Below are 24386 nucleotides of genomic sequence, written 5' to 3'. Positions count from 1 at the left end.
CACGGTGAAGCTGGATCTGGTGCCGACGGCGGGGCCGGTGGTCTGGGCGTAGCCGTTGACGCCGTCGAGCGCGAGCGCGCCCTCCAGCCAGCCGGACGTCCACGTCGCGCCCCCGGCCAGCGTCGCGGCCGTGGAGCGGCCGGAGGACTCCGCGGCGGAGGTGCCCGACTCCTCGTCCAGCATCCAGTGGCCGACCAGCGTGGCAGCGCTGTTGACCAGGTCGGCGACCTCGTCGGCGAACATGGCCCGGCCGTACACGCGGACCTCGTCCACGTCGCCCGGCCAGGACTCCGCCGCGGCGCCGTTGACCTTGCCGCGGCCGATGGTGAGCGGCCCCGTGGCGTTCCACGGCTGGGTGAAGGCAACCTCGGACTCCAGCTTGCCGTTGACGTAGAGCGAGATCTGGCCCGCGGCGGAGTCGTAGACGCCGGTCAGGTGGGTCCACTCGTTCAGCCTGGGTGCGGCGGCCGACAGAGCCTTGACCGTCGCGGCGCCGTCGGCGTCGGAGCCCGCGCGGACCAGCGCCCAGCGGTCGTCGGTCTTCGAGTACTGGAGCGCGAAGCCGCCGGTCCTGGAGCCTTCCTGGGTGACGACCGTGGCGGTGGCTGCGTTGCCGGTCAGACGGGCCCAGGCGGTGACGGTGAAGTTGCGGCCGGTGTCGGTGATCGGGCCGGAGGTCTGCGCGTACGCGTTGGCCAGCTTCAGCCCCATGCCCGTCTTACCGGTCGTCCACGTGGCCCCGTACAGCGTCGCGGGGTGGGCGTTCGCGGCGTCGGCGGCCACGGTGCCCTGGCCTTCGTCCAGTTTCCAGTGGCCGCTGGGCGCGCGGCCGGAGTTGACGTTGAAGACGTAGGTGCGGATCGGGCCGAGCTGGCCCGCGCGGTCCTTGCTGCGTACCGACAGGACGTTGGGGCCGTCGTGGCGCGGGGTGAGCGCGATCGTGGCCGTGCCGTCGGCAGCGGGCGCGACCTCGGACTTCGGCGTGGTGTCGAGCCCGTAGACGTAGGCGGCCACGTCGGTGACGCCGTTGGGATCGAACGTGAAGGTGCCGGTCAGGCCGACGCCGTCGTTCCAGCCTTCCTCGGTGTACTGGGGCGAGGTCACGACCGGCTCCCTGCCGGGCGCGGTGGCGTCCACGGTGGCCTCGCACCAGGGGCTCCAGGCGCTGTTGGCCTTGCCGTCCTCGGCCCGGACGCGCCAGCGGATCAGCGCGCCGTCCGCGTACAGGCTGACCGGGATCGTCGCGTAGTAGGCGGAGCCGGACGAGCCCGTCGCGGTGACGTACTCGCCGGTCTTCGTCCCGGCGGCGTTGTACCACTCGAAGCGGCCCTTGACCGAGTTGTCGGTGTCCTTGAGCTTGGCCCACAGCTTGGGAGTGGCCGTGCTGATGACCGGCCGCCCGTCACCGGAGACGCAGGGGCCGCCCGGGTCCGACCAGGCGTCGGCGGCCACCGGGTCGGTCGGGATCGAGTTGTACTCGATGACGGCGACCGGGTTGTTCTTGAACTTCTTCCAGGCGTACAGGTCGGTCTCGCTGGTGGCATAGAGACCGATGGTCATGGTGTTCCACTTCTTGGCGGCGGCGTCGGCGGCCCACGACGTGACGTCGAACTCCACACCGCCAGGCGCGCAGGACCCCGTGCCATAGCCCTTGGCCACGTTCACCGTGGAGAGCAACCTGGTCTTCGCCGGCGGGTTCTTCCAGGTGGTGCTCTTGCTGATCGCGCCGGTCCCCCAGGCCTCCACCTTGCGGGCGCTGCAGGAGTACGACCACGTCTCATACGTGCGCAGCGTCGCCTTGATGATCTGCTTGCCGTGGATGGTCGCGCCGGTGGCCATCTGGAAGAACGAGCGGTTCGTCTGGGTGGAGCTGATGTGGCCGACGCGGGCGACGTCGCTGGAGTTGAGATAGTTGGAGGTGGGCCAGTTGCTCCAGACCGCCGTCCACGAGCCTCGCGAGGCCGAGAAGTACGGGTCCAGGTAGACGGGGAACTTGGTCTTCGGATCCGCCAGCATCTTCCTGTCCGGCTTCAGCCGCAGCTGCCTGCCCGCCAGCTCCACGCCCATCGCGGACTCGCGGGCCTCGGGGGAACGGCCTTCCCTGAGCGCCTTCAGGCCGGCAATGCCCTCGGAGTCCCACATCTTCGGCGTGGGCGCAATGAAGATCGTCCCTCCGCTCTCGTCGACGGCCTCCAGGTTGCCCGCCTCGTCCGTTTTCACCGACAGACCGTCTACGGAGAGGGGGTAGGACAGGTCGGTGAGGCCCGCCGCGGCGGCCCGGGACTTGACCACCAGGATGTGGGAGAAGCCGTCCACGTCCGCGGTGACCTGGAGGTCCACGCCGGGCATGACCTCGGGGTAGGTGGCGGTGTCGCCGTTCAGCGTGGGCGTGGGCAGGGTGCCCTGCCAGCCCAGCTCCAGGGACTTGGCGCCGCGCGCCATGCGGGCGAGCGGCCCGGTGCCGCCGCCGGAGAACGTCAGGTCGGCCGCCGTGGCGACCGTCTCGACCGCGCCGTCCGGGCGCAGGCGGAGCGTGGTGTCCACCGGGACCCAGCCGCCGGACTTGCGCACGCGCACCGGGCGGACGTACTGCTCCAGGGTGAACGTGCCGTCGGGCTTGGCCCAGACCTGGCGGGTCTCGCTGCGCTGTGTTTCCACCTCGACGGGCTTGCCGGTGCTGCGGGCGAGGGTGAGCGCGGAGTCTTCGGGTGGTTGGACGGTCTGCGGTGGTTCCACTGTCTTCGCCGCGACGGCGGGCACCGGATCAGGCACCGCCAAGATCGAGAAGGCTAACGCCGCCGCAACCAACCCACGAACTGCCCGCATACGTCCTCACCCATGGTGAGCAGGGGTTACGCGCGAGAAGGCATACCCGCCCGGCGTCTCCACGATCTTCGGTTGACGATCGGATTTTCACTCTGACAACACGAGAGGTCTAGAGTTTTGCTCATTCTGCTCAAATTTCCTTCATAAACCTGATTTGTCCGGAAATTTCCGTCATGGCACATCAGACGTCCGTGGGCAGCGGCGACGCGGCCGGGTTGACCCGCTTGACGATCTCGTTCAGCACGATGCGGACGTACGGCTCCCCCACCCACAGGTGCTTGGCCCCGTCCACCCCGATGACCTCGGCCTGCGGCACTCTCGCGAACCTCGCGCGGGCCTCCTCGGGCCGCAGATAGTCGTCGAACTCGGGCACCAGCACCGTCAGCGGCCGGCCGAACCGCGCCCAGGCGTCCAGGTCGTGGTCGGTGGCCCGGTGCAGCGGGGGCGAGAGCAGGATCGCGCCCTCCACCAGCGGGTCGTGCGCCCACTTCAGCGTCAGCTCCGTGCCGAAGGACCAGCCGACCACCCACACCTGGGGCAGGTCGTGGTACTCGGCGTACTCCAGCGCCGCCGCCACGTCGAACCGCTCGCCCTCTCCCCCGTCGAATGTCCCCTCCGAGGTGCCGCGCTCGGAGGACGTTCCCCGGGTGTTGAAGCGCAGCACGGCCAGGTCGGCGAGGGCGGGCAGCCGGTTGGCGGCCTTCTTGTAGACGTGGCTGTCCATGAACCCGCCGTGGGTGGGCAGCGGGTGCAGCGTCACCAGCGTCGCGACGGGGGGACGGTCGAGGGGCAGTGCCAGCTCGCCGACCAGGGTCAGGCCGTCGCCCGTCTCCAGCTCGATCGGCTCGCGCCGGGCGGGCAGCACGGTGGCCGCGCGAATCTCCACTTCGGGGGTTCCCTTCAATAACGGGTGCGGCCGGGGCCGCGGTCGAGTCTCTTGCGCCAGCAGGCGGTGTGCCAGTGACGGCGCTCCTCGTCGCCTCCCGGCCAGTTGGGCCAGGCGACGAGGTGCGACTGGCCGCTGCGGATCTCCTGGTCGCAGCCCGGACATCGGTAGTCCTTGGTCGAGGAGGCGCCGGTGAGCATGCGTACCTTCCACTCGCCGTCGGGCCATTCCTCCACTTTGTCCAGCCCGGTCGGGAAGCCGAAGGGACGGGAGGACTCCCTGCGGCGGGCGCGGCGTGGGCTCATGGACGCGGGAATCGGCTGACGCCGGCGGTGACGAGCTGGTCGAGCAGAGGGGCGGGCGCGAAGGCGGGCTCGCGGTATTCGGCGTAGAGGGCTCTCAGCCCGTCGCGGACCTTCGCCAGGCCCAGCGACTCCAGCATCTCGAACGGCCCGGCAGGATAGCCGCAGCCCAGGCGCATGGCCGCGTCGATGTCGTCGATCGAGGCGTACCCGGAGTCGTGCATCCGCACGGCGTCGTTGAGGTAGGGGAACAGCAGGGCGTCGACCACGAACCCCGCCCGGTCCTTGCACGGCACGGGCGTCAGCCCGGCGATCTTCACCAGATCCCTGGCGGCGCTCGCGGCCTCCTCCGAGGTCAGCACCGTGGAGGCGAGCTCGGCCACCTGGTCTCCGGCGAGGTGCACGCCGACCATCCTGGCGGGGTCGGGGAGGCGTACGGCGTGCTCGATCACGGGACGGTCGGCCAGGCGCAGCACGACATCGGGGTCCTCCGACTCCTTGAACCCGGCCGCTCGCAGCCGCTCCGCCAGCCCGTCGCCGCCGGCCCCGGCCACGCCGAACGTGCCCAGCCTCGACTTCGCCGGCTCCTCCTGCGGCGGGTCGCCGTAGAAGCCCCGGCCCGACTTGCGGCCCAGCAGCCCGGCCGTGACCAGCTCGCGCAGCAGCGGCGCGGGCGCGTGCCGCCGGTCGCGCGTCTCGTCGAACAGCACCTCCATCACCCCGTACGCGGTGTCGAGGCCGATCAGGTCGAGCAGCGTGAACGGCCCCATCGGCAGCCCCACACCCAGCTTCATCGCGGCGTCGATGTCGTCGCGCCCGGCCACGCCCAGCTCCATGAGCACCGCGGCCTGGTTGAGGTAGGGCAGGAGCAGCCGGTTGACCACGAACCCGGCCCGGTCGCCCACCGGCACGGCCGTCTTGCCCAGCCTGCCCGCCAGCGCCGCGACGTCCGCCACGAGGCCGGGCGCGGTCACCACCGTCCCCACGACCTCGACCAGCTTCATCACCGGCGCCGGGTTGAAGAAGTGCATCCCCACGACCTGCCCCGGGCGGCCGGTCGCGGCGGCGATGGCGGTGACGGACAGCGAGGAGGAGTTGGTGGCCAGGACGGTCCCGGGCTCGCAGATCCGGTCGAGGTCCTTGAACAGCGCGATCTTGTAGTCGAGGATCTCGGGGATCGCCTCCACCACCAGATCGACGTCCCGCAGGTCCTCGCGCGAGGTGGTCAGCGTGATGCGGCCGAGGATCTCGTCGCGCTGCCCGGGGGCCAGCTTGCCCTTGTCGACGGCCCTGCCGGTGGAGCGCTCGAGATGCCCGCGACCCCTGGCCAGCGCCTCGGCGTCGGCCTCGACCCCGATCACGCGCAGGCCGGCTCGCGCGAACACCTCGGCGATCCCGGCTCCCATCGTGCCGAGCCCGACCACTCCCACCCGTTCGAACGCCATGCGTCCAGTTTTCCAGAGCCGCTAAGGTGGGGCGTCATGCGGCTGGTCATCGCGCGATGCAGCGTGGATTACATCGGACGGCTCACGGCGCACCTCCCCATGGCGCCCCGACTCGTGTTGATCAAGGCGGACGGGAGCGTGAGCATTCACGCCGACGACCGCGCCTTCAAGCCGCTCAACTGGATGAACCCGCCGTGCAAGCTCAAGGAGGACGACGGCACCTGGACCGTCACCCACGGCAAGACCGGCGAGAAGCTGGTCCTGACGATGGAGGAGATCCTCCACGACTCCAGCCACGAGCTGGGCGTCGATCCCGGGCTGATCAAGGACGGCGTGGAGGCTCACCTCCAGGAGCTGCTCGCCGAGCACATCACGACGCTGGGGGACGGCTACTCGCTGATCCGGCGCGAGTACATGACGGCGATCGGGCCGGTGGACATCCTGTGCCGGGACGCCCTGGGGGCGACCGTGGCGGTGGAGATCAAGCGGCGGGGGGAGATCGACGGCGTCGAGCAGCTCACGCGCTATCTGGAGCTGCTCAACCGCGACCCGCTGCTGGCGCCCGTGCGCGGCGTCTTCGCGGCACAGGAGATCAAGCCGCAGGCGCGCGTGCTCGCCACCGACCGCGGCATCGACTGCGTCACCCTCGACTACGACGGGCTGCGCGGCATCGAGCCGGAAAATCCGACTCTGTTCTAACGCCGAACTCATCCCCTGACAAGCTGTCGGACGCCGCCGTTTTAACGGCGGCGTCTGTGACCCGTTGAGTGCCGAGGGCTATGAAATCCAGCCAATGTCGGCCGACGCTGTCACGGTCGTGGTGAGCCGCCGTGGCTGACCGCGCCGGCCTGGACCGTGCCGCTGCGGCCCGACTGCGGCGAGGCCGCGCGCGAGCCCTGGGACCTGCGCGTGGAGCCGGTCGCCGGTGAACCGGCCGACGGCCAGATGAGACCGGCTCGGGTAGTGGTGTCCACGAGCTCGGGCCGGCTCGCCACGCGCACGTCGTGGCCGGCCGTGCGCAAGGCCCATACCAACGGCTGCAGATGCGTCTTCTCCGAATAGGTCGTGAGCAGAACCTGAAATAAAGGGCTTTGGAATAGCGCCACATATTCACACGAATGAGGCCTGGCCCGCCAATTCCCCGGCGCATGTCCCGCCGCGGCGAGACAGCACTCTGCGCGATCGCCCCACTGCGGAGGCCCCTAGTAAGCGATGGCTTACCGGACTATCGTGACGTCATGACGACGCTCACGTTCGACTCGCTCAACCCGGCGACCGGTGAGGTCGTCGGCACCCATCCCCGGCAGGGCCCCGACGCCGTACACGCGGCCGTGGGCCGCGCGGCCGAGGCGGCGGCCTGGTGGGCCGGGCTCGGCCACGCCGCGCGCAGGCAGCGGCTGCTCGACTACAAGGCCGTCCTCACCCGGCACCTGAGAGAGCTGAGCGGGCTCGTGCACGAGGAGACGGGCAAGCCGGTGGGCGACGCGACGCTGGAGATCGTGCTGGCGATCACCCACCTCGACTGGGCCGCCCGCAACGCCCGCAAGGTGTTGGGCCGCCGCCGGGTGAGCACCGGCATGATCGGCCTCAACCTGGCCGCCACGCTCGAATACCTCCCTCTCGGCGTGGTCGGGGTGATCGGCCCGTGGAACTACCCGGTCTTCACCCCCATGGGCTCCATCGCCTACGCCCTCGCCGCCGGCAACGCCGTGGTGTTCAAGCCCAGCGAGCTCACCCCGGGCATCGGCGTGCGGCTGGCCGAGCTGTTCGCCGAGTCGGTGCCCGAGCATCCCGTGTTCCAGGCCGTGACCGGGCTGGGCGAGACCGGGGCCGCGCTGGCCGCCGATCCGAGGGTCGGGAAGGTGGCGTTCACCGGCTCGACCGCCACCGCCAAGCGGGTCATGGCGGCCTGCGCCGAGAACCTGACACCCATCGTGGCCGAGTGCGGCGGCAAGGACGCGTTCATCGTGGACGCCGACGCCGACCTCGCCAGGGCCGCCGACGCCTGCCTGTGGGGCGCGATGTCCAACGCCGGCCAGACCTGCGTGGGCGTCGAACGCGTCTACGTCGTCGACGCCGTCTATGAAAGTTTCATGCGCGAGCTGTCCGGCCGGGTGACAAAGGTGAGGGCCGGCGAGGACTACGGCCCGATCACGATGCCGGGCCAGGTGGACATCATCCGGCGCCACATCGACGACGCCACCAAGTCCGGAAAAATCGTGACCGGTAGCTCCGACTCTGTCCGCGCTCCCTACGTGGAGCCCGTGATCGTCGAGGACGTGCCGGAGGACTCCCCCGCGGTGCGCGAGGAGACGTTCGGCCCGACGATCACCGTCCGCCGCACCCGCGACGCCCAGGAGGCCCTGGAGCTGGCCAACGCCTCCGCGTACGGCCTGGGCGGGACGGTCTTCTCCGGGAACACGCGCAGGGCGATGGAGCTCGCCCGCAGGATGCGTACCGGGATGACCGCCATCAATTCGGTCATCTCATTCGCCGGAGTGCCTGCGCTGCCCTTCGGCGGAGTGGGAGACTCGGGGTTCGGACGGATCCACGGAGCCGACGGTCTACGCGAGTTCGCCAGGCCCAAAGCGATCTCCCGCCAGCGCTTCGCGATGCCGGGGATGAACCTGACCTCGTTCACCCGAGGGCCCTCCGAGCTTGAGCGGCTGATCAGGCTCGTGACCTTCTTGCATGGGCGACGCAAAAGATAACATTCTTACCCTTTCCCAAAACGGATCATCCGTCCATAATTGTGTGCTCTGGGGGCCACGATCATGTTGGACGGGTGGAATGTGAACCGGTCTTACCGGGGAATGTCGGCTGAGCAAAGGCTGGCAGACAGACGGGAGCGGCTGATGACGGCCGCCTACACGCTATACGCGAAGCCGGGGTTCACGGCGACGACCATCGAAAGGCTGTGCTCGGAGGCGCGGATCTCCAACCGCGCCTTCTACGAATGTTTCGGTGGGCGCGAGGAACTCCTCCAAGCGCTGCACGAGCGCTGCGTGGAAGAAAGCCTGGCCGTGGTGGCCAAAGCGGTCCAGGAGGCGCCGAAGACACTTGACGATCGAGTCAAAGCGGGGATTCGCGCCTATATCGAGTTCACCACCGCGGACTGGCGGCGAGCGCGCATCATGCATGTTGAGGTTCGCCGATCAGGAGATGTCCTGACACTGTCCCGTCAACGCGCGGTGGACGCGTTCGCGCGGCTGGTCGAGGAGGCGTCGGCCGATTTCCCCCAGGCTGCGGGGCTGAATCGGCGGCTGGTGGCACTCGGAGTAATTGGAGCGCTACAAGAGTTACTCATCGAGTGGCTGCACTCGGACGAGCAGCCGCCGATCGACGAACTCGCCGACGTGGCCGTGCACATCTTCATCCGCAGCCTCGGCACACCGTGACCATTCGCCGGCCATTCATAATGGACGGCCCGGAATCACCATTTTGCGGCACACAATAAAAGAGCGGGCAACGGCTGATCGTTGCCCGCTCTCGATATGTCACATCAGGCCACCGCGGCCGCGGGAACCTCCATGTGCAGCACCCGATTCAGCCGGGTCACCGCGAGTATCCGCATGATCCGCGGGGGCACCCCCCGAAGAACGAGGCGGCGCTGCACGCTGAGCGCGCGCCGATGCGAGCCCACCAGCACTCCGAGGCCGGTCGCGTCGATCATCTCCAGCCGGGAGAGATCCAGGATCAGGTCGCCTTCACCGGAATCGAGAGCCTCGTGCAGGCGCTCCCGCACACCGGCCGACGTGCCGGCGTCGAGTCTGGCGCCGATCCGCACCACCTGGGCACTCGGATTGCCCCGGACGCGCATGCCACCTCCTCAATCAACACGGTGTAGTCACCTCCGGACGCGGAGCGTTCAGAGAGGTGAACCCGTGTTCTCTCCCCTACCCACCCAGCGGAAGTGACACGACTGCGTTCAGGATGAACTCTCCGCCTTCCGTCGGATGGGCGTTCAGCTTCCCGCCCACGGCGGCCAGGCGCTCCCCCATGCCCGTCAGCCCGCTCCCGAGGTCGGCGGCCCGCCGCCGCTGCACCCCGTCGTTGCGGACGCTCAGCTCCGCCTCCTGCGCCGTGAAGCGGATCGAGATGTCGCAGAACGTCGCGGTGCTGTGCTTGAGCACGTTGGTCACCGCCTCGCGGACCGCGTACGCGAACACCGGCGCCACTCCGTCGGGCAACTCCCGGTAGGGCAGGTGCACCTCGCAGCGGACCCCGGCCGCTTCGAGCACGCTTTTCACGCTGTTCAGCTCGGCGGCCAGGTCAAGCTCGCGGTAGCCGCGCACGGCCTGCCGCAGCTCCCTGAGCGCCTTCCTGGTCAGCGCGTTCACCTCGGTCATCTCGGCCTTGGCCCCGTCGGCGTCCACTTCCGACAGCCGTACGGCCAGCTCGGTCTTGACGGCGATGGCGGACAGCTGGTGGCCGACCAGGTCGTGCAGGTCCCTGGCGAAGCGCAGCCGCTCCTCGGCCAGCGCCAGCCGCGTGTGCGCCTCGCGGCCCTCATGAGCCTGTACGGCGAGCGACCAGATCCACATCCACATCCGGTTGGACGGCGGCATGATCGCGCACCAGACGGCATACATGATCACGTAGAAGACCAGCGCTTGACCGACGCTCAGGCCCGTGCCCATGATGGCCGCCCCCAGTGCCACGGCCGAAACGCCGATCCCGACGCCCACCGCCCACGTGCCGACGGCCAGCAGGTAGACCGTGCGCCTGGGGACCTGGAGCGTGGCCAGGCCCAGCCAGCAGACGAGCACGAAGCCCCAGCCGAACGGCTCGCCCCCGCCCAGCGCCGCCGCGACCACCGCGAAGCCCCCCGCCAGCCCCACCTCGCGGGTGGGGTAGCGGCGGTCCAGCGCCGCGCTGATGATGCGCGGGCAGAACCAGGTGAAACAGATCAGGGCGATCACGGCGGGCACGGCACGCCACCACTGGAGTCTCCCCTCCCCGAAGGCGACCACCGAGGTCAGGATGACCAGCAGCCACACCGCGACGAAGTTCGAGAGGAGCACTTTCCAGGTGAGGCGCCGCGCCCGCTTGATCGCGTCCATCTAGCCCGCGCGCAGCACGTCGGCGAGCTTGAGCCGGGCCCCCGTCCGGAGCACGGCGCGCTCGTAGATCTTGGCGCCGAAGCCCAGGACCGCGAGCACGGCCAGCGCCATGGCCCCCATCGACAGCGCGACCTGCCACATCGGCACCTCGGTCGCCGCCATCCGCACCGGCATGATCATGGCGGAGAACGGCGGTATGTACGACAGGACCGTGGCCAGCGTGCCCGTCGGGTCGTTGGTGGCGTAGAAGGCCACGAAGTACGTGACCATGATGAGCATAGTCAGCGGCGTCATCACGCTGCTCACCTCCTCCTGGCGCGAGACCAGCGAAGCGAGGGCGGCCGCCAGCGTGGCGAAGAAGGCGTACCCGAGCACGAACCACACCAGCACGCCCACCACCAGCCCCGGGAGCCCGGGCGGGAAGTCGGAGGCGATCCCGGAGGCCGCGGACGCGGCCAGGCCGACGGCCAGGATCGTGACCAGGTTGATCAGGCCGAGCACGCCCAGGCCGATGATCTTGCCGCCGAGCAGCTGCCACGGCCGGATCGTGGAGAGCAGGATCTCCACGATCCTGCTGCCCTTCTCCTCCACCACGCCCATGGCCACCATCATGACCTGACCCATGAGCAGCATGAAGAGCACGAGGACGAGAACCACGGCGATCCCGGCGCGGGCGGACTCGTAGCGGGTGTCGGCGCCCACGGACTCCATCTTCAGCGGCGGGATCGACATGCCCGCGGCGCCCAGCTTCACCTCGCGGTTGACGCTCTGCAGGAGCACGCCGAGCTGGCTGTCGATCTCGCCGTCCGTGAGCACCCGGGTGCCGTCGACCAGCACCGCGTCCACGTCCCCGTCGAGCACGGCCTTCTTGGCGGCGGCCTCGTCGGGGAAGCTGCGCCACTCGATCTGCGCGTCCGGCGCGGCGGCCTTCAGCGGGAGCTGCTGGGAGTTGACGGTGCCGAGCGTGTACTCGTCCGGCCCGCCGAGGATCTTGGGTGCGAAGGTCACCGCCGCCACCAGCACGGCCGTGATGAGCAGGCCGATCGCGAACGCCTTGGTCCGCACCTGCGTGGTGATCTCCCGCCGGGCGACCAGCATCAGTCCGTTCACGCCACGGCCTCCTTGAAGATCTCGGTGAGGGTCGGCTGCTCGACCCCGAAGTGCTCGACGTGCCCCGCCTTCATCGCGCGGCGCAGGATCTCCTGGTCGTCGCCGTCCGTGGTGTGCAGGACGTGCCTGTCGCCGTTCACGGTGACCGTGCCCGGCAGGCCGTCTGCCCAGCCGGGGGACGGGTCGCGGACGACCACGCGCAGCGTGTCGCCCTCGGCCGCCCGCAGGTCGGACACCGTGCCGGTGGCCACCATGCGGCCGGCCGAGACGATGCCCACCGAGTCGCACAGCCGCTCGACCAGCTCCAGCTGGTGGCTGGAGAAGATCACCGGCACGCCGCCCCGGCAGCGCTCCTGCAGCGCCGTGGCCAGCGCGTCCACCGCGATCGGGTCCAGCCCCGAGAACGGTTCGTCCAGCACCAGCACCTCGGGGTCGTGCACCAGCGCCACCGCGAGCTGCACGCGCTGCTGGTTGCCCAGCGAGAGCGCCTGCACCGCGTCGCCCCTGCGCTCGGTGAGCCCGAGCCGCTCCAGCAGGTCGTCGGTGGCCTGCTTCGCGGCCGGCGCGCTCAGACCGTGCAGACGGCCGAAATACTCGATCTGCTCGGCGACCCGCATCTTCTGGTACAGCCCCCGCTCCTCCGGCATGTAGCCGAAGCGCCGCCGGTCGTCGTAGCCGAGCGGTCTGCCCTGCCAGCTCACCGAGCCCGCGTCGGCCTGAAGCACGCCCATCACGATGCGCATGGTCGTCGTCTTGCCGGCGCCGTTCGCGCCCACGAAGCCGAACATCTCGCCAGGCCGTACGGTGAAGCTGATGCCGTCCAGTGCGACCTTCCCGCCGGGGGACTCGGGGCCGCCCGCGAAGCGCTTGCGCAGCTCGCTGATCTCGAGCATCAGGTCATCTCCTTCGTCATGGGTAAATCGTGGCTTTGAAGGCGTTCGCCCTGCTAGTCGCGTAAATCACCGGCCCGACATGGATCCCGCGTCCCTTCCGGATGACATTTGTCATTAATCTGAAGCCATGACGCGCGCCGACAAGGACAAACCTGTCGTTCTCTCCCGGATCTACACCCGTGCCGGCGACGACGGCACCACCTCGCTGAGCGACATGAGCCGGGCGTCCAAGACCGATCCGCGGCTGGCCGCCTACGCAGACGTGGAGGAGGCCAACGCCCACCTGGGGCTCGCGCTCTCGTTCCGCACGCTGCCCGCGGACCTCGTCGAGGTGCTCGCCCGCGTCCAGAACGAGCTGTTCGACGTGGGGGCGGACCTGGCCACGCCGGTGGTGGAGAATCCGGAGTTCCCGCCGCTGCGGGTGGAGCAGTCGTACATCGACTGGCTGGAAGAGCAGTGCGACCGGTTCAACGCCGACCTCAAGCCCCTGCGCAGCTTCGTGCTGCCCGGCGGCGACCCCGCGACGGCCGCGCTCCACGTGGCCAGGGTCACCGTCCGCAGGGCCGAGCGGTCGACGTGGGCGGCCCTGCAGGCGCACGACGACACGAACGCGCTGACCGCGAAATACCTCAACCGCCTGTCGGACCTGCTCTTCATCGCCTGCCGGGTCGCCCACGCGGGCGAGGAGATCCTCTGGAAGCCCGGCGGCACCCGCTGAGACGCGTGGCCTGCCCTCGATCGGGCTAGGCGACGTCCAGGTAGGCGCTGGGCGGCGCGGACTCCAGCCACGCGAGGAAGCCCGTCATCGCGTCGGCGCTCATCGCGAGCGAGATCCCGCGGGTGGTGCCGCCGCAGTCGACCGCGAAAAGCCCTCCGTCGATCTCGCGACGGGCGGAAACGACGAGGCCGCGCCTCGCGATAGCGTGGCGCGGCCTCAGTCGCACACCCAGGAGCGGGATCCAGTGGAGCTCCCCGTCGGCGTAGCGGGCTACCCCGCTCTGCCAGCCCCGGTCACCCTCCCGCAGGCGACAGGGCACACTTCCCCTGGAACGGGCCAGCGTGACCCCGCGCAGGACGATGAGGGCGGCAAACAATACGAGAATCAGAACCGTCGTAGCCATGCCGCCCCCAAAAGCCTGATCTGTTAAACCTCTTCGCCTGCCGCGCGGAGCCGGGCCCTGGCACGCTTGGCCTCGATCGCCGCGTCGGCGTCTTCCTGGTCGGCCTCGATCGAGGCCTGAGCCCGATCGAGAGCGTCACGCGCAGCCGCGACGTCGACCTCGGAACCGAGCTCGGCCACCTCGGCGAGCACCGACACCTCGTCGTCGGCCACGGAGATGAAACCGCCGTGCACAGCCGCCACGAGGTCGCCTTCGCCCTCCCGCTTCACGCGAAGCACGCCGCCCTCGACGAGGACGCCGAGCACAGGTGCGTGTTGCGGCATAATACCGATCTCGCCGTCCACGGTCTTGGCAATCACCATGTCGGCCTCGCCCGACCAGATCTCACGCTCGGGTGAGACAACCCCTACGCGTAGCTTCGCCACTTGTGTAGGTTCCTTTCCGATCTGGTGGTGGTGCCCCGTTCCTACCCCAAAGCACCACCGTGGGTGCAGCGGGCCGCCGAAGACGACCCGCTGCAGGGCGATTAACTACGCTCGAGTTCCTTGGCCTTGGCCACGGCCTGCTCGATGCCACCGACCATGAAGAACGCCTGCTCGGGCAGGTGGTCGTACTCACCCGCGCACAGGCCCTTGAAGGAGGCGATGGTCTCGTCCAGCGGAACGGTCTCGCCCGGCTGGCCGGTGAAGGCCTCGGCCGCGTACATCGGGTGCGACAGGAAGCGCTCGATGCGGCGGGCCCGCTGGACGGTGACCTTGTCCTCCTCGGACAGCTCGTCGATACCGAGGATCGCGATGATGTCCTGGAGCTCGCGGTACTTCTGCAGGATCCGCTTGGTCTCCTGGGCCACCCGGTAGTGCTCCTCGCCCACGATCTGCGGGTCGAGGATCCGGGAGGTGGAGTCGAGCGGGTCCACCGCGGGGTAGATGCCCTTCTCCGAGATCGGCCGCGAGAGAACGGTCTGCGCGTCGAGGTGCGCGAACGCGTTGTGCGGGGCCGGGTCGGTGATGTCGTCCGCGGGCACGTAGATCGCCTGCATGGAGGTGATCGAGTGACCGCGCGTCGAGGTGATGCGCTCCTGGAGCACACCCATCTCGTCGGCCAGCGTGGGCTGGTAACCCACGGCGGACGGCATACGGCCGAGGAGCGTGGAGACCTCGGAACCGGCCTGCGTGAAGCGGAAGATGTTGTCGATGAAGAGCAGCACGTCCTGCTTCTGCACGTCGCGGAAGTACTCCGCCATGGTCAGCGCCGACAGGGCGACCCGCAGACGGGTGCCCGGCGGCTCGTCCATCTGACCGAAGACGAGCGCGGTGTCCTTGAGGACGTCCGCCTCCTCCATCTCCAGCCAGAGGTCGTTGCCCTCACGGGTGCGCTCGCCGACACCGGCGAAGCACGAGGTGCCACCGAAGTTACGGGCGACGCGGCGGATCATCTCCTGGATCAGAACGGTCTTGCCCACGCCGGCGCCGCCGAACAGACCGATCTTCCCACCCTGCACGTACGGGGTGAGCAGGTCGATGACCTTGATGCCCGTGACGAGCAGCTCGGTACGGGACTCGAGCTGGTCGAACGGCGGCGACGGACGGTGGATGCCCCACCGCTCCTCGATCTTGAGCGACGCGGTCGGCACGTCGAGCGTCTCGCCCAGCGCGTTCCACACGTGGCCCTTGACGACGTCGCCGACCGGCACCGAGATCGGGGCGCCGGTGTCCTGCACCGCCTGGCCGCGGACCAGGCCGTCGGTCGGCTGCATCGAGATGGTCCGGACCAGGTTGTCACCCAGGTGCTGGGCGACCTCCAGGGTCAGGGTCTTGGTGTCCTCGCCGAGGGTCACCTCGACCTTGAGCGCGTTATAGATCTCCGGCATCGCCTCGACGGGGAACTCCACGTCGACGACGGCGCCGGTGACACGTGCCACGCGGCCTGTGCCGGCCGCCGCGGCCTCTACAGTTTCAACAGCCTCTGCAGTCATTTCACTCTTTCCCCGCTGCGGCGTCAGCGAGCGCGTTGGCGCCACCGACGATCTCGCTGATTTCCTGGGTGATCTCGGCCTGGCGAGCCTGGTTCATCTGCTGGGTGAGCACCCGCATCAGCTCGTTGGCGTTGTCTGTCGCGGACTTCATCGCGCGCCGCCGCGCGGCCTCCTCGGAGGCCGCGGACTGCAGCAACGCCGTGAAGATGCGCGACTCCACGTAACGTGGCAGGAGCGACTCCAGCACGTCGGCAGCGGTCGGCTCGAACTCGAAGTACGGCGGGATCGCGGTCGTCTCCGTCGCCTCGGTCTCCTCGACCTCCAGCGGCAGAACACGCTTGACCACGACGTTCTGGGTCAGCATCGAGACGAACTCGGTCGAGACGATGTGGATCTCGTCGATCCCGTTCTCGTCCTTGAACGAGTCGATCAGCGTCTGCGCGATCCCCTTGGCGTCGGTGTAGGACGGGTTCCTGGAGAAGCCGACCCACTGCCCGCCCATGTCGCGGCCGCGGAAGGAGTGCCAGGTGACACCCTTGCGCCCGGTGACGAACGGGACCACGGTCAGGCCGCGGGTCTCCAGCAGCCCGCGCAGGGCCTCGGCCTCGCGCAGCACGTTGGCGTTGAAGCCGCCGCAGAAACCGCTGTCGCTGGTGACGATGAGGACGCCCGCCTTGGTGGGGTTCTCCTTCGCCACGGTCAGCGGATGGTCGACGCTGGCCGCGTTGCTGACGACGCCGGTGACGGCGCGAGTGATCTCACGCTCGTACGGCAGCGCCGCCTGCATCCGCAGCTGCGCCTTCACGATCCGCGAGGAGGCGATGAGCTCCTGGGCGCGCGTGATCTTCGCGGTCGACTTGACCGAGCTGATCCGCCGCCGCAGCAGCCTTAGCTGGGCACCCATGTCCTACTTCTTCTCCGCCGGACGGACGACCTTCTTGATCTTCTCCTGGCCGACCTCTTCGGCGCCCAGGGGCGCCACCGGCTCGTCCTTGACCAGCAGCTCACCCGAAGAGGTGGTGAAGCTCTTCTTGAAGTCCGTGACAGCGTCCTTCAGAGCGGTCACCGTGTCGTCGGACAGGTCCCTGGTCTCACGGATGGTGTCGAAGATGCCCTTGTGCGAGGCCTGGATGAAGTCCAGGAACTCCGACTCGAAGCGACGGACGTCCTCGATCGGCACGTCGTCCAGCTCGCCCGTGGTGCCCGCCCAGATCGAGGCCACCTCGCGCTCCAGCGAGAACGGGCTGTACTGGGGCTGCTTGAGCAGCTCGACCAGCCGCTGACCGCGCTCCAGCTGAGCCTTGGACGCGGCGTCCAGGTCGGAGGCGAAGGCCGCGAAGGCCTCCAGGTCACGGTACTGCGACAGCGACAGACGCAGCGTACCCGCGACCTTGCGCATGGCCTTGGCCTGCGCGGAGCCGCCGACTCGGGAGACCGAGACGCCGACGTTGATGGCGGGCCGCACACCGGCGTTGAACAGGTCGGTCTCGAGGAAGACCTGGCCGTCGGTGATGGAGATGACGTTGGTCGGGATGAACGCCGAGACGTCGTTGCCCTTGGTCTCGATGACCGGCAGGCCGGTCATGGAGCCGGCACCCATGTCGTCGGAGAGCTTGGCGCAGCGCTCCAGCAGACGGGAGTGGAGGTAGAAGACGTCGCCGGGGAATGCCTCACGGCCCGGCGGGCGGCGCAGCAGCAGGGAGACGGCGCGGTACGCGTCCGCCTGCTTGGTCAGGTCGTCGAAGACGATCAGGACGTGCTTGCCCTGGTACATCCAGTGCTGACCGATCGCCGAGCCGGCGTAGGGCGCGATGTACTTGTAACCAGCGGGGTCGGAGGCGGGAGCGGCGACGATGGTGGTGTACTCCATCGCGCCGGCCTCCTCCAGCCGAGCGCGCACCTGCGCGATGGTCGAGCCCTTCTGGCCGACCGCGACGTAGACGCAGCGGACCTGCTTGGTGGGGTCACCGGAGGCCCAGTTTTCGCGCTGGTTGAGGATGGTGTCGACGGCGATCGCGGTCTTGCCGGTGCCACGGTCACCGATGATCAGCTGGCGCTGACCACGGCCGATCGCGGTCATGGCGTCGATCGCCTTGATGCCGGTCGCCAGCGACTCCTTCACAGGCTGCCGCTGGACGACGGTGGGGGCCTGAAGCTCGAGGGCGCGAACGGCCTCGGCCTCGATGGCGCCCTTGCCGTCGAGCGGGATGCCCAGGGGGTCGACCACGCGGCCGAGGAAGTTGTCGCCGACGGGCACGGACAGGACCTCGCCCGTCCGGCGGACCGTCTGGCCTTCCTCGATCTTGCTGAAGTCGCCCAGGATAACGACACCGATCTCGCGGGTGTCGAGGTTAAGCGCCAGGCCGCGCGTGCCGTCCTCGAACTCGAGCAGTTCGTTCGCCATCGCCGAGGGAAGGCCGGAGACATGGGCAATGCCGTCGCCGGCGTCGACGACGGTCCCGATCTCCTCGCGCGCGGCGCCTTCCGGTTCGTACGCCTGGACGAAGCGCTCAAGCGCGTCCCGGATCTCGTCCGGCCGGATCGTAAGCTCCGCCATCTCTACTCTGTCTCCCTATTCGCCTAGCCGGCCAACCGGCGGCGGACTTCTTCGATTCGTCCCACAATGGTGGTGTCGATGATCTCGTCGCCGATGCGGACCGAGAACCCACCGAGCACTCGCTTGTCCACCTCGACGTTCAGGTGCACGTCACGGCCGTAGGAGGCGCTCAACCACGCCGTGAGGCGCTGCTTCTGCGCCTCGGTCAGCTCGACCGCGCTACGTACCACCGCCACGAGGCGCTGGCGCTGCTGGGCCACGAGCTGGATGAACTCCTCCAGGCCCGACTCCAGGCTACGCCCACGCGGATGCACTGCGACCTGCTTGAGCAGGCGCAGGCTGGTCGGAGCGACCTTCCTGCCGATCAGGTCGCCGAGCAGCTGCGCCTTGCCCGCCTCCGGCGCGGCCTGGTCGGCGAGCGCGCGACGCAGGTCGGGGTTGGCGGCGACGATGCGGCCGAAGCGGAAGAGCTCGTCCTCCACGTCGTCGAGCCTGGACTGGCTCTCCGCCTCCGCGGCCGCGGCGACGACGCCGAGCCGCTCGATCGCGTCGGCCAGGTCACCGGCCCGCGACCACCGGACCGAGACCGCGGCCTCGGTCGTGGCGATCGCGGCCTCGCTGACCTTGCCCGCGAGCAGCGCGCGCACGGTGGCCGCCTTCTGCTCGCCGGGCCTGGCCGGGTCGGACAGCGCCCGGCGCAGGCCGTGTTCGCGGTCGAGCAGATCCGCGATCGCGAACAGCTCGTCGGAGAGCGTCCCGAGGTCGGCACTGCCGGCCACCGCGTTGAACCGCTCCTCGACCTCTGCCAGCGACGTCCTGCTCAGACCTCGCATTAGCGCACCGCCTGCGGCGTGGACTCGAGCTCGTCGAGGAACCGGTCGACGATGCGGCTCTGCCGGACCTCGTCCTCGAGGGACTCGCCGACGATGCGGCCGGCCAGATCGGTCGACAGACGGCCGATCTCGGTGCGGAGCTGGGCGAAGGCCGCCTGGCGGTCCGCCTCGATCTGCGCGTGCGCGGCCTCGACGAGACGGCGGGCCTCGGCCTGCGCCTCCTCACGGAGCTCGGCCTTGATCTGCGCGGCCTGCTCGCGAGCTTCCTCGCGCAGCCGGGCCGCCTCGTGCCTGGCCTCGGCCAGCTGGTCGCGGTACTGCTGCTGCAGGGCCTGCGCCTCGGCCTGGGCCTCCTCGGCTCTCTTGATGCCACCCTCGATGGCGTCGGCGCGCTCGCCCAGCGTCTTCTGGATACGCGGGACGAGGATCTTGCCGACGACGACGAGGACGACGAGGAACGAGAAGATGCCGACGACGAGCTCGAAAGTGTGCGGAATGAGCGGGTTAGCGCCCTCTTCCGCCGCGAGGAGCGTAGCTGCCTTAGTCATGGTTGCAGCCTTTCGTCAGGGGTTTCTTCTGGCCTTAGATGTTCGCGAAGATGAACGGCGCGACCAGACCGAGCAGGGCGAGGGCCTCGGTGAGAACGAAGCCGAGGAGCATGTTCTGGCGAATCAGGCCGTAAGCCTCGGGCTGGCGCGCGATGGCCTGCACGCCCTGACCGAAGATGATGCCGACGCCGATGCCGGGGCCGATGGCGGCGAGACCGTAACCGATGGCGGTGACGTTGCCGGAGACCTCAGCGAGAACGCTCATTGCTGTATTCCTTTACTGGACGGCCGGTGAAGCGGAGTCTCACCGGTCATGGATATTCCGGTACGTGGATCTCAGTGCTCTGCGTGCAGGGAGCCGCCGATGTACATCGAGGCCAGCATCGCGAAGAGGAACGCCTGCAGGAACTGGATGAACATCTCGAAGGCCGTGAAGATGATGGTCATGACCACGCCGATCACGCCCACCCCGGCGCCGAGCGGCGTCAGCTTCTCGAACAGGAACCAGAAGCCGACCATGCTGAAGAACGCCAGCAGCATGTGACCGGCGAACATGTTCGCGAAGAGTCGGACCGCGTGCGTGAACGGCGCGATGATCAGGTTCGACAGGAACTCGATCGGCGAGAGCAGCAGGTAGATCGGCTTGGGCAGTCCCGGCGGGAACATCAGGTTCTTGAAGTAGCCGATCGGGCCCTGGTGCTTCATGCCCAGGTAGACCTTGAGCACGTAGATCGAGCCCGCGAGGACGATCGGGAACGCGATGTGCGAGGCCACCGGGAACTGGAGAATCGGGATGACGCCCATGATGTTCCAGATGAAGACCAGGAAGAACAGCGTCAGCAGCAGGCCCATCCACCGGTCGGCGTCCTTGCCCAGGAAGGGCCGGGCGACCTGGTCGCGGACGAACATGTAGCCGTACTCGGCGACGTTCTGCACACCCCTCGGGACGATCTTGGGGTTGGCGAAGGCGGCCCAGCAGAAGCCGATCACCAGGACCGCGCTGAGGATGGCGAGGAGAACCGGCTTGGTGAACCAGTCGACCCCGGGAATGATCGGGGTAAAGGAGTTGAACAGCTCGTCAGGCGTTGGGGCCCGGAACTGGTCTTCAGGAGGAGCGAGGACCGTCAGCGCAATCACGCGGCGTTCCCTTCAACGTCGTAGTGTGGATCACAAGGGTTTTCCTCAGCGAAGCGATCTACTGCCGTATGGGCTAGCGACCGAACTTCCGGTATGCCAGGTAGCCACCGAGCACCAGCCCCAGGACGATGCCTATGGGGAAGAACGCGGACATGTCCAACCACCGGTCCAGCAACCAGCCGGCGCCTCCATAGATAGCCATCCCGGCGATCAAGTAGCTCGGGACTGACCACATGGCGTCGGCGAAGTCGCGACCGTCCTTTTCGGGTCGGCGTTCCTGTGCGCTCATCGCGGCCTTGACGATAGCAGGCAAGTAGCGGACTAGTCATATCGGACCCCGCCCGTTTTACCTGCCGTCATGAATCGCCCTTCCCCGGGACCCCGGCTTCGGGGTCGACATAGAGGATCTTGGTCTTCATGAAGGCACGTACTTCGAAGCCGGTCCAGACAAGGGTGCAGACCACGACGGTCCAGGCGAACGCCTGGGTGTTCCAGGCCGTGGTGTCGCGGAACGAGGCCAGCACCACCATGATGGCGACGACCTTGACGAGGTAGCTGACCATCGCCGCGATCGCCATCATCTGGGGGGAGACGCGAGCGGCATAGGACACCGCTACCACGCTGATGCTGAAGAAAACCCCGACGAGCAAGGTGCCGATCGCGGCGCCCAGCGCTCCCTTGCCGCCAATCGTCAGGAGCGACACAGCCACGGCGACCACCCCAACCGCGAAGGTCGGAATCGCGGCGCTCTTGAGTACGCGCACGTCGTTGGCCTGCATCGGTGCTCCATCAACAAGTTATCAAGCGAGCGTTTGCTACCTCCAGAACCGGTGGGTCTGGAGTCCCTGCTCGTGAAAGATATCACAAGCTCACGGAAGACCGCTTTTACCTGCCGTTTCTAGTTCGCGATCAAGAACGGCTCGGAAAGGCAGGAATGACCGGTTTACCCTCAGCGCTCGCGCGAGCGCCGTCCGAAGGCGGCGCCTGTCTCCTGACCTGGGGGTCCTCGGGCAGGATCGGCGGCATCGGCCCCGTGGGAGGCCCGTCGTCGTCGGGGTTGTCGTCGCGTGGCGCCGCGTGCGCCCCGCCCCTGCCCCGCCAGCGCGGCAGGGCCATCAGCACCAGGACGGCCAGGGCGAGCACGATGACCGCGGGGAAGAGCAGGACGGGCACGCCGACCCTGGACATGCCGACGATGCCGAACGAGAACAGGAACGTCCAGGCGTACATGATGAGCACCGAACGCCGATGCGAGTGGCCGATGTCCATCAGCCGGTGGTGCAGGTGACCGCGGTCGGGCGCGAACGGCGACAGGCCCTGCGACGTGCGCCGCACGACGGCGGTGATCAGGTCGATGAGCGGCAGCACCAGCACCGCCGCGGGGACGAGCAGCGGCAGCAGCACGGGGAACTTGTTCATCTCCACGATGGCCGACGTGTCCACCGGCGTCACCGTGACGATGGAGGATGCGAGCACGAGCCCGATCAGCATGGCGCCCGTGTCGCCCATGAAGATTTTCGCCGGGTGGAAGTTGTGCGGCAGGAAGCCCAGGCAGGCGCCGATGAGGACGGCGGCGATGGCGGCCGTCGCGGTGATGTTGCTGCCGGTGATGTCCTGGCTGATGATGATCGAGTAGGCCCAGGTGGCCATGCCCGCGATGCACACGATCCCGGCGGCCAGGCCGTCGAGCCCGTCGACGAAGTTGACCGCGTTGATCGTCACGACCACGACCAGGATGGTGATGATCGTGCTGAGCGTGTAGTCGAGGCTGGTCGAGCCGCCCCAGCTCTCCGGCAGCGGGATCGAGGTCAGCCGCATGTCGAAGAAGACCAGCACCCCGGCCGCCGCGATCTGGCCGGCGAGCTTGATGAGGGCGTCCATCCCCCACCAGTCGTCGAGGAACCCGGTGAACGTGATGAGCCCGCCCGCGATGATCAGCGCGGGCACCGGATTGGCGCCCGTACCGGCCAGGGCCTCGCCCGAATGGGTCAGCTGACCGGCCAGCAGCAGCCCCACGACCAGGCCGCCGTACATGGCCAGGCCGCCCAGCCTGGGCGTCGGCGTGGTGTGCACGTCGCGATCGCGAATCTCCGGCATGGCGCCGATGCGGATGGCGAAGCGGCGCACCAACGGGACCAGCAGATAGGTCACCGCCGCGGCGATGAGCGCCATGAACAGGTATTCGCGCACGGACCTAGTTTCCCGGATCCTCCGGCCCACTGGGACCGGAAAACGACACAGACCAGCTTAATATTCGCTGAGATATGGCTGATGGATGGCCAGAAGCGCCGAGATTCTCTCCCGAACCTCCCCAGCGTCGGCCGGATGTCGCACCGCCCGGGTCACCAACGTCCCGACCTCCTTCAATTCCTGGGGCCCCATGCCCTGGGTGGTCACGCACGGCGTGCCGACGCGGATCCCCGACGTGATCGACGGGGGTTCGGGATCGTACGGGATCACGTTCCGGTTGAGCGTGATGCCGGCCGCCGCGCACCTGCGCTCGGCCTCGGCGCCCGACACGTTGAGATCCCGCAGGTCGATCAGCGCCAGATGGGTGTCCGTACCGCCGGACACGGGCCGCATCCCCTGCCCGGCCAGCGCCTCCGTCAGCGCCCGCGCGTTCGCGACCACCTGCCTGGTGTAATCGGCGAACTCCGGGCGCATCGCCTCCGCGAACGCCACCGCCTTGGCCGCCACCACGTGCATCAACGGCCCGCCCTGGATGAACGGGAACACCGCCCGGTCGATCTTCCCGGCCAGCTCCTCCGTGCACAGGATGGCCCCGCCGCGCGGCCCGCGCAGCGCCTTGTGAGTGGTGAACGTCACGACGTCCGCGTACGGCACCGCCGACGGGATCGCGCCGCCGGCCATCAACCCGATCGGGTGCGCCACGTCGGCCATCAGCCACGCGCCCACCTCGTCCGCGATGCCGCGGAAGACCGAGAAGTCGATCAGCCTGGGGTACGCCGTGGCGCCGCACACGATGAGCTTCGGCTGATGCCGCAGGGCCAGATCCCGGACTTCGTCGTAGTCGATGAGTTCGGTGTCACGCCGAACGCCGTACGACACGACGTCGAACCATCTTCCCGAGAAATTCACCTTGGAGCCGTGGGTGAGATGGCCGCCGTGCGAGAGCGCCATGGCCAGCATGGTGTCGCCGGGTTGCAGGAGCGCGGCGTAGGCGGCCAGGTTCGCGGAGGCGCCTGAATGGGGCTGCACGTTGGCGTGCTCCGCCCCGAACAGCTCGCGCGCCCGCTCGATCGCCAGCCGTTCGGCCCGGTCCACCACCTCGCACCCGCCGTAGTAGCGCCGTCCGGGGTAGCCCTCGGCGTACTTGTTGGTGAGGGTGGAACCGAGGGCGGCGAGGACGGCGGGCGAGGTGAAGTTCTCACTCGCGATCAGCTGAATCCCGCCGCGCACTCGCTCCAGCTCGTCAAGCAGCACCTGTGCGAGCTCCGGGTCCTGCCTCTGCAGCAACCCGAAGTCGGGACCGTAATAGGGTTCCCCACCCATTTCCCCACTGTACGACCTAATGTCCGTTTCTCCCAGACACGCCCCCTCCCCCTCCCCACCGGCAACCCGCCGAGCCGCCCCGCAAGCCGCTCCCGCAGCCCGCTCCCCTAAAGCGGCTCCCTCAGCCCGGCGCCCCAAAAGCTGCTCCCTCAGGCCGCGGCACCAAAACCTTCCTCA

25 protein-coding genes and 1 pseudogene are annotated in these 24386 nt (G+C 68.7%); 4 read left to right on the top strand and 22 right to left on the bottom strand.

What is annotated here, in order from left to right; genetic code table 11:
- The 4 genes from ABZX61_RS04455 to ABZX61_RS04440 all read right to left on the bottom strand — a co-directional run.
- The coding region (locus ABZX61_RS04455) for a LamG-like jellyroll fold domain-containing protein (protein ID WP_355191467.1) at positions 1-2772 on the bottom strand (2772 nt) is incomplete at its 3' end.
- Between the two features lie 235 nt (positions 2773-3007).
- The gene (locus ABZX61_RS04450) at positions 3008-3712 is read right to left on the bottom strand and encodes an alpha/beta fold hydrolase (RefSeq protein WP_350730048.1); all 705 of its coding nucleotides are present in this window, start codon (positions 3710-3712) and stop codon (positions 3008-3010) included.
- Positions 3713-3726: 14 nt separating this feature from the next.
- Positions 3727-4017, bottom strand: a complete 291-nt coding sequence (locus tag ABZX61_RS04445; RefSeq protein WP_319720101.1) for an ATP/GTP-binding protein — start codon at positions 4015-4017, stop codon at positions 3727-3729.
- Positions 4014-5459, bottom strand: coding sequence for a 3-hydroxybutyryl-CoA dehydrogenase (locus tag ABZX61_RS04440; protein ID WP_355191426.1), 1446 nt, complete (start codon positions 5457-5459; stop codon positions 4014-4016). Before ABZX61_RS04440 ends, ABZX61_RS04445 begins: the two co-directional genes overlap by 4 nt.
- A gap of 36 nt (positions 5460-5495) precedes the next feature.
- On the opposite strand from ABZX61_RS04440, the gene nucS reads away from it, so the two are divergent.
- Positions 5496-6158 carry an endonuclease NucS gene (nucS, locus tag ABZX61_RS04435; RefSeq protein ID WP_350730045.1) on the top strand — a complete coding sequence of 221 codons (663 nt, stop codon included), beginning with the start codon at positions 5496-5498 and terminating at the stop codon, positions 6156-6158.
- A gap of 224 nt (positions 6159-6382) precedes the next feature.
- Here nucS and ABZX61_RS04430 read toward each other — a convergent pair.
- A pseudogene (locus ABZX61_RS04430) lies at positions 6383-6532 on the bottom strand (glycosyl transferase); the annotation flags it as partial.
- 165 nt (positions 6533-6697) lie between these two features.
- Between ABZX61_RS04430 and ABZX61_RS04425 the strand changes: the two are divergent.
- Together ABZX61_RS04425 and ABZX61_RS04420 are read left to right on the top strand one after the other, a co-directional pair.
- Positions 6698-8170, top strand: a complete 1473-nt coding sequence (locus tag ABZX61_RS04425) for an aldehyde dehydrogenase family protein (protein ID WP_355191424.1) — start codon at positions 6698-6700, stop codon at positions 8168-8170.
- 144 nt (positions 8171-8314) lie between these two features.
- Positions 8315-8857 (top strand): TetR/AcrR family transcriptional regulator, encoded by a 543-nt coding sequence (locus ABZX61_RS04420; protein WP_350730041.1) that lies wholly within the window; start codon positions 8315-8317, stop codon positions 8855-8857.
- A gap of 104 nt (positions 8858-8961) precedes the next feature.
- On the opposite strand, the gene ABZX61_RS04415 is transcribed toward ABZX61_RS04420, so the two are convergent.
- The 4 genes from ABZX61_RS04415 to ABZX61_RS04400 all read right to left on the bottom strand — a co-directional run bounded on the left by ABZX61_RS04415 (position 8962) and on the right by ABZX61_RS04400 (position 12525).
- Positions 8962-9279, bottom strand: coding sequence for an STAS domain-containing protein (locus ABZX61_RS04415; RefSeq protein ID WP_350730039.1), 318 nt, complete (start codon positions 9277-9279; stop codon positions 8962-8964).
- A 76-nt stretch (positions 9280-9355) separates the two neighbouring features.
- Positions 9356-10522 carry a histidine kinase gene (locus tag ABZX61_RS04410; RefSeq protein WP_355191423.1) on the bottom strand — a complete coding sequence of 389 codons (1167 nt, stop codon included), beginning with the start codon at positions 10520-10522 and terminating at the stop codon, positions 9356-9358.
- The gene (locus ABZX61_RS04405) at positions 10523-11632 is read right to left on the bottom strand and encodes an ABC transporter permease (RefSeq protein ID WP_350730036.1); all 1110 of its coding nucleotides are present in this window, start codon (positions 11630-11632) and stop codon (positions 10523-10525) included. It abuts the gene before it with no gap.
- Entirely contained in the window at positions 11629-12525 is an 897-nt protein-coding gene (locus ABZX61_RS04400) for an ATP-binding cassette domain-containing protein (protein WP_350730034.1), read from the bottom strand. Before ABZX61_RS04400 ends, ABZX61_RS04405 begins: the two co-directional genes overlap by 4 nt.
- 127 nt (positions 12526-12652) lie before the next feature.
- Here ABZX61_RS04400 and ABZX61_RS04395 point away from each other — a divergent pair, with 127 nt between their 5' ends.
- Complete coding sequence (locus ABZX61_RS04395; protein WP_350730032.1) at positions 12653-13243, top strand: cob(I)yrinic acid a,c-diamide adenosyltransferase; 591 nt, start codon at positions 12653-12655, stop codon at positions 13241-13243.
- Between the two features lie 25 nt (positions 13244-13268).
- Here the strand turns inward: ABZX61_RS04395 and ABZX61_RS04390 are convergent, their stop codons facing one another.
- The 13 genes from ABZX61_RS04390 to glyA all read right to left on the bottom strand — a co-directional run bounded on the left by ABZX61_RS04390 (position 13269) and on the right by glyA (position 24209).
- Complete coding sequence (locus ABZX61_RS04390; RefSeq protein WP_355191422.1) at positions 13269-13646, bottom strand: DUF2550 domain-containing protein; 378 nt, start codon at positions 13644-13646, stop codon at positions 13269-13271.
- Positions 13647-13669: 23 nt separating this feature from the next.
- Positions 13670-14071: a F0F1 ATP synthase subunit epsilon gene (locus tag ABZX61_RS04385; RefSeq protein ID WP_350730028.1), complete on the bottom strand. Its 402-nt coding sequence runs from the start codon at positions 14069-14071 to the stop codon at positions 13670-13672.
- A 101-nt stretch (positions 14072-14172) separates the two neighbouring features.
- A complete protein-coding gene (gene atpD / locus ABZX61_RS04380) occupies positions 14173-15621 on the bottom strand; it encodes a F0F1 ATP synthase subunit beta (RefSeq protein ID WP_355191421.1) in 1449 nt (482 codons plus the stop codon).
- Between the two features lies 1 nt (position 15622).
- Complete coding sequence (locus ABZX61_RS04375) at positions 15623-16525, bottom strand: F0F1 ATP synthase subunit gamma (RefSeq protein WP_350730025.1); 903 nt, start codon at positions 16523-16525, stop codon at positions 15623-15625.
- A 3-nt stretch (positions 16526-16528) separates the two neighbouring features.
- Positions 16529-18178, bottom strand: coding sequence for a F0F1 ATP synthase subunit alpha (gene atpA, locus ABZX61_RS04370; protein ID WP_355191420.1), 1650 nt, complete (start codon positions 18176-18178; stop codon positions 16529-16531).
- Positions 18179-18201: 23 nt separating this feature from the next.
- Positions 18202-19011 (bottom strand): F0F1 ATP synthase subunit delta, encoded by an 810-nt coding sequence (locus ABZX61_RS04365; protein ID WP_355191418.1) that lies wholly within the window; start codon positions 19009-19011, stop codon positions 18202-18204.
- Entirely contained in the window at positions 19011-19559 is a 549-nt protein-coding gene (locus tag ABZX61_RS04360; RefSeq protein WP_355191416.1) for a F0F1 ATP synthase subunit B, read from the bottom strand. Before ABZX61_RS04360 ends, ABZX61_RS04365 begins: the two co-directional genes overlap by 1 nt.
- Positions 19560-19593: 34 nt before the next feature.
- On the bottom strand, positions 19594-19824 hold the full coding sequence (atpE, locus tag ABZX61_RS04355; RefSeq protein WP_344876161.1) for an ATP synthase F0 subunit C: 231 nt from the start codon (positions 19822-19824) through the stop codon (positions 19594-19596).
- 71 nt (positions 19825-19895) lie between these two features.
- Complete coding sequence (gene atpB / locus ABZX61_RS04350) at positions 19896-20696, bottom strand: F0F1 ATP synthase subunit A (RefSeq protein ID WP_350730018.1); 801 nt, start codon at positions 20694-20696, stop codon at positions 19896-19898.
- Between the two features lie 73 nt (positions 20697-20769).
- Positions 20770-20985, bottom strand: coding sequence for an AtpZ/AtpI family protein (locus ABZX61_RS04345; RefSeq protein WP_350730017.1), 216 nt, complete (start codon positions 20983-20985; stop codon positions 20770-20772).
- Between the two features lie 67 nt (positions 20986-21052).
- Complete coding sequence (locus ABZX61_RS04340) at positions 21053-21475, bottom strand: hypothetical protein (protein ID WP_355191415.1); 423 nt, start codon at positions 21473-21475, stop codon at positions 21053-21055.
- 130 nt (positions 21476-21605) lie between these two features.
- Positions 21606-22886 (bottom strand): MraY family glycosyltransferase, encoded by a 1281-nt coding sequence (locus ABZX61_RS04335; protein WP_350730014.1) that lies wholly within the window; start codon positions 22884-22886, stop codon positions 21606-21608.
- 57 nt (positions 22887-22943) lie between these two features.
- The gene (glyA, locus tag ABZX61_RS04330; RefSeq protein WP_355191413.1) at positions 22944-24209 is read right to left on the bottom strand and encodes a serine hydroxymethyltransferase; all 1266 of its coding nucleotides are present in this window, start codon (positions 24207-24209) and stop codon (positions 22944-22946) included.
- Positions 24210-24386 lie beyond the last annotated feature (177 nt).

The organism is Nonomuraea sp. NPDC003709 (assembly GCF_040610775.1).
GTDB classification, from domain to species: domain Bacteria; phylum Actinomycetota; class Actinomycetes; order Streptosporangiales; family Streptosporangiaceae; genus Nonomuraea; species Nonomuraea angiospora_A.
The sequence above is the reverse complement of the archived record's forward strand: the minus strand, read 5'-3'. Positions and strand labels throughout refer to the sequence as shown.

Bases quoted from the DNA above. Each gene is read 5' to 3' on its own strand.
- ABZX61_RS04400 (WP_350730034.1), bottom strand. From the start codon at position 12,525: ATGCTCGAGATCAGCGAGCTGCGCAAGCGCTTCGCGGGCGGCCCCGAG.
- ABZX61_RS04340 (WP_355191415.1), bottom strand. From the start codon at position 21,475: ATGCAGGCCAACGACGTGCGCGTACTCAAGAGCGCCGCGATTCCGACC.
- ABZX61_RS04390 (WP_355191422.1), bottom strand. From the start codon at position 13,646: ATGGCTACGACGGTTCTGATTCTCGTATTGTTTGCCGCCCTCATCGTC.
- atpE (WP_344876161.1), bottom strand. From the start codon at position 19,824: ATGAGCGTTCTCGCTGAGGTCTCCGGCAACGTCACCGCCATCGGTTAC.
- ABZX61_RS04345 (WP_350730017.1), bottom strand. From the start codon at position 20,985: ATGAGCGCACAGGAACGCCGACCCGAAAAGGACGGTCGCGACTTCGCC.
- ABZX61_RS04410 (WP_355191423.1), bottom strand. From the start codon at position 10,522: ATGGACGCGATCAAGCGGGCGCGGCGCCTCACCTGGAAAGTGCTCCTC.
- atpA (WP_355191420.1), bottom strand. From the start codon at position 18,178: ATGGCGGAGCTTACGATCCGGCCGGACGAGATCCGGGACGCGCTTGAG.
- ABZX61_RS04415 (WP_350730039.1), bottom strand. From the start codon at position 9,279: ATGCGCGTCCGGGGCAATCCGAGTGCCCAGGTGGTGCGGATCGGCGCC.
- ABZX61_RS04395 (WP_350730032.1), top strand. From the start codon at position 12,653: ATGACGCGCGCCGACAAGGACAAACCTGTCGTTCTCTCCCGGATCTAC.
- nucS (WP_350730045.1), top strand. From the start codon at position 5,496: ATGCGGCTGGTCATCGCGCGATGCAGCGTGGATTACATCGGACGGCTC.
- glyA (WP_355191413.1), bottom strand. From the start codon at position 24,209: ATGGGTGGGGAACCCTATTACGGTCCCGACTTCGGGTTGCTGCAGAGG.
- ABZX61_RS04365 (WP_355191418.1), bottom strand. From the start codon at position 19,011: ATGCGAGGTCTGAGCAGGACGTCGCTGGCAGAGGTCGAGGAGCGGTTC.
- atpD (WP_355191421.1), bottom strand. From the start codon at position 15,621: ATGACTGCAGAGGCTGTTGAAACTGTAGAGGCCGCGGCGGCCGGCACA.
- ABZX61_RS04425 (WP_355191424.1), top strand. From the start codon at position 6,698: ATGACGACGCTCACGTTCGACTCGCTCAACCCGGCGACCGGTGAGGTC.
- ABZX61_RS04420 (WP_350730041.1), top strand. From the start codon at position 8,315: ATGACGGCCGCCTACACGCTATACGCGAAGCCGGGGTTCACGGCGACG.
- ABZX61_RS04445 (WP_319720101.1), bottom strand. From the start codon at position 4,017: ATGAGCCCACGCCGCGCCCGCCGCAGGGAGTCCTCCCGTCCCTTCGGC.
- ABZX61_RS04375 (WP_350730025.1), bottom strand. From the start codon at position 16,525: ATGGGTGCCCAGCTAAGGCTGCTGCGGCGGCGGATCAGCTCGGTCAAG.
- ABZX61_RS04440 (WP_355191426.1), bottom strand. From the start codon at position 5,459: ATGGCGTTCGAACGGGTGGGAGTGGTCGGGCTCGGCACGATGGGAGCC.
- ABZX61_RS04360 (WP_355191416.1), bottom strand. From the start codon at position 19,559: ATGACTAAGGCAGCTACGCTCCTCGCGGCGGAAGAGGGCGCTAACCCG.